The organism is Pseudomonas emilianonis (genome assembly GCF_023072625.1).
GTDB classification, from domain to species: Bacteria; Pseudomonadota; Gammaproteobacteria; order Pseudomonadales; family Pseudomonadaceae; genus Aquipseudomonas; species Aquipseudomonas paraveronii.
Genome location: NZ_JAKNRV010000607.1, coordinates 1 through 1845, shown reverse-complemented (window position 1 = coordinate 1845; position 1845 = coordinate 1). Strand labels below are relative to the sequence as shown.

The window sequence follows — 1845 nt, the reverse complement described above, 5'->3', positions numbered from 1 at the left end:
TGGCGTGCGCGGCGTGGCGCGCTGGTTGGGTCGAGGGCGGGGAGGTCGCGGTAGTGATGCCAGGCGGTACGGTGCCGGTGCGGTTGCAGACGCAGGCTGAGACAGTGCTGAGCGTCAGCCTGTTCGGGGCTGCACGGCCGCAGATCGATGCAGGGCCGCGCGGCTGATCGATTCGAGTCGCAAACACAGCGTACTCGATTCGATCGTCGAGCCCCGCGCGCTACAAAAACTCTACCTGCGCCGGCTGGCGCTTCATCAATACCTTGCCGTTGCGGATCGAGTACAGCGCCAAGCCCTGGCTGCGAATCAACTCGTAGTCGCTGTCAGCCGAAAGGATCAACAGGTTGGCCGGCCGGCCGGGCTCCAGGCCGTAGCGATCACCGAGGGCCATGGCCTTGGCGCTGTTGTCCGTGACCAGGTCCAGGGCGCTTTGCAGGTTGCGGTAACCGAGCATGTGGCAGATGTGCAACCCGGCTTCGAGCACCCGCAGGATGTTGCCGTTGCCCAGCGGGTACCACGGGTCGACGATGGAGTCCTGGCCGAAGCACACGTTCATGCCGGCTTCCAGCAGCTCGTTGACGCGGGTCACGCCGCGCCGTTTCGGGAAGCTGTCGAAGCGCCCTTGCAGGTGAATGCTTTCGGTGGGGCAGGAGACAAAGCTGATACCGGAATGCCCGAGCAGGCGGAATAGTTTGGCGCAGTAGGCGTTGTCGTAGGAGCCCATGGCCGTGGTGTGGCTGGCGGTGACGCGGGCGCCCATGTCGCGGCTGCGGGCTTCTTCGGCCAGCACTTCGAGGAAGCGCGAGTGCGGGTCGTCGGTTTCGTCGCAGTGAACGTCCACCAGGCAGCCGCTGCGTTCGGCCAGGTCCATCAGGAACTTCACCGAACTCACGCCCTGGTCGCGGGTGTATTCAAAGTGGGGGATGCCGCCGATCACGTCGGCGCCCAGGCGGATGGCCTCTTCCATCAGCTCGCGGCCGTTGCGGTACGACTCGATGCCCTCCTGGGGAAAGGCGACGATTTGCAGGTCGATCAGGTGCGTACTGTCTTCGCGCACTTCGAGCATGGCTTTGAGCGCGGTGAGGTTCGGGTCGGTGACGTCGACGTGGGTACGCACGTGCTGGATGCCGTGGGCGGCGAGGGCCTGGATGGTTTTTTTGGCGCGCGCTTTGGTGTCTTCGTGGGTGATGGTGGCTTTGCGTTCGCCCCAGCACTCGATCCCTTCGAACAGGGTGCCGCTCATGTTCCAGCGCGGTTCGCCGGCGGTGAGGGTGGCGTCGAGGTGGATGTGCGGCTCGACGAAGGGCGGTATCACCAGGTTGCCGGCGGCGTCCAGGTCGTCGGGCGCTGCCGTGGGCGCTGTCGTTTGCGGCGTGATGCTGGCGATCCGGCCGTGTTCCAGGTGCAGATCATGCAGGCCTTCACGGTTGCGCAGGCGGGCGTTGATGATGTGCATGGGCAAGTTCCTCTTGGCTAAAAACAATCAGGCTGACAGCCGCCAGATCATCAGCGCGATGCCGATGTCCAGGCGGTCATATGAATCATCCAGCTTCAGCCCGCACAGGGCTTCGATGCGCTGGACGCGGTGCGTCAGGGTATTGCGGTGTACGGCCAGGCGCTGGGCGGCGGCCACAAGGTTACCATTCTCGTGAAACCAGGCTTCGAGGGTCGGCATCAGGCTCGGCCCATGGTGCAGGTCGTGACGTAGCAGCGGGCCCAGGCGCTCATTGAGAAACTGGTCGAGCAGCGCGCGATCGCGCACGCCGCTGAGCAGCTTCAATACGCCGAGTTCGTCATACACGCAGAGCCCGGCGCGCTCGCTGAAGCGCCGCGCGGCGGCCAACG

The 1845-nt window shown here is 65.0% G+C and carries 2 protein-coding genes and 1 pseudogene; 1 reads left to right on the top strand and 2 read right to left on the bottom strand.

Annotated elements, in window-relative coordinates; all coding sequences use genetic code 11:
• A pseudogene (locus L9Z73_RS29990) lies at positions 1-167 on the top strand (diaminopimelate epimerase); the annotation flags it as partial.
• A 53-nt stretch (positions 168-220) separates the two neighbouring features.
• On the opposite strand, the gene codA reads toward L9Z73_RS29990, so the two are convergent.
• Together codA and L9Z73_RS29980 are read right to left on the bottom strand one after the other, a co-directional pair.
• A complete protein-coding gene (gene codA / locus L9Z73_RS29985; RefSeq protein WP_247408559.1) occupies positions 221-1456 on the bottom strand; it encodes a cytosine deaminase in 1236 nt (411 codons plus the stop codon).
• A 27-nt stretch (positions 1457-1483) separates the two neighbouring features.
• Positions 1484-1845, bottom strand: a 362-nt coding sequence (locus L9Z73_RS29980; protein WP_247408557.1) for a PucR family transcriptional regulator, incomplete at its 5' end; no start/stop codon positions are given.

Coding starts and splice junctions, on each gene's coding strand:
- codA (WP_247408559.1), bottom strand. CDS start 1,456: ATGCACATCATCAACGCCCGCCTGCGCAACCGTGAAGGCCTGCATGAT.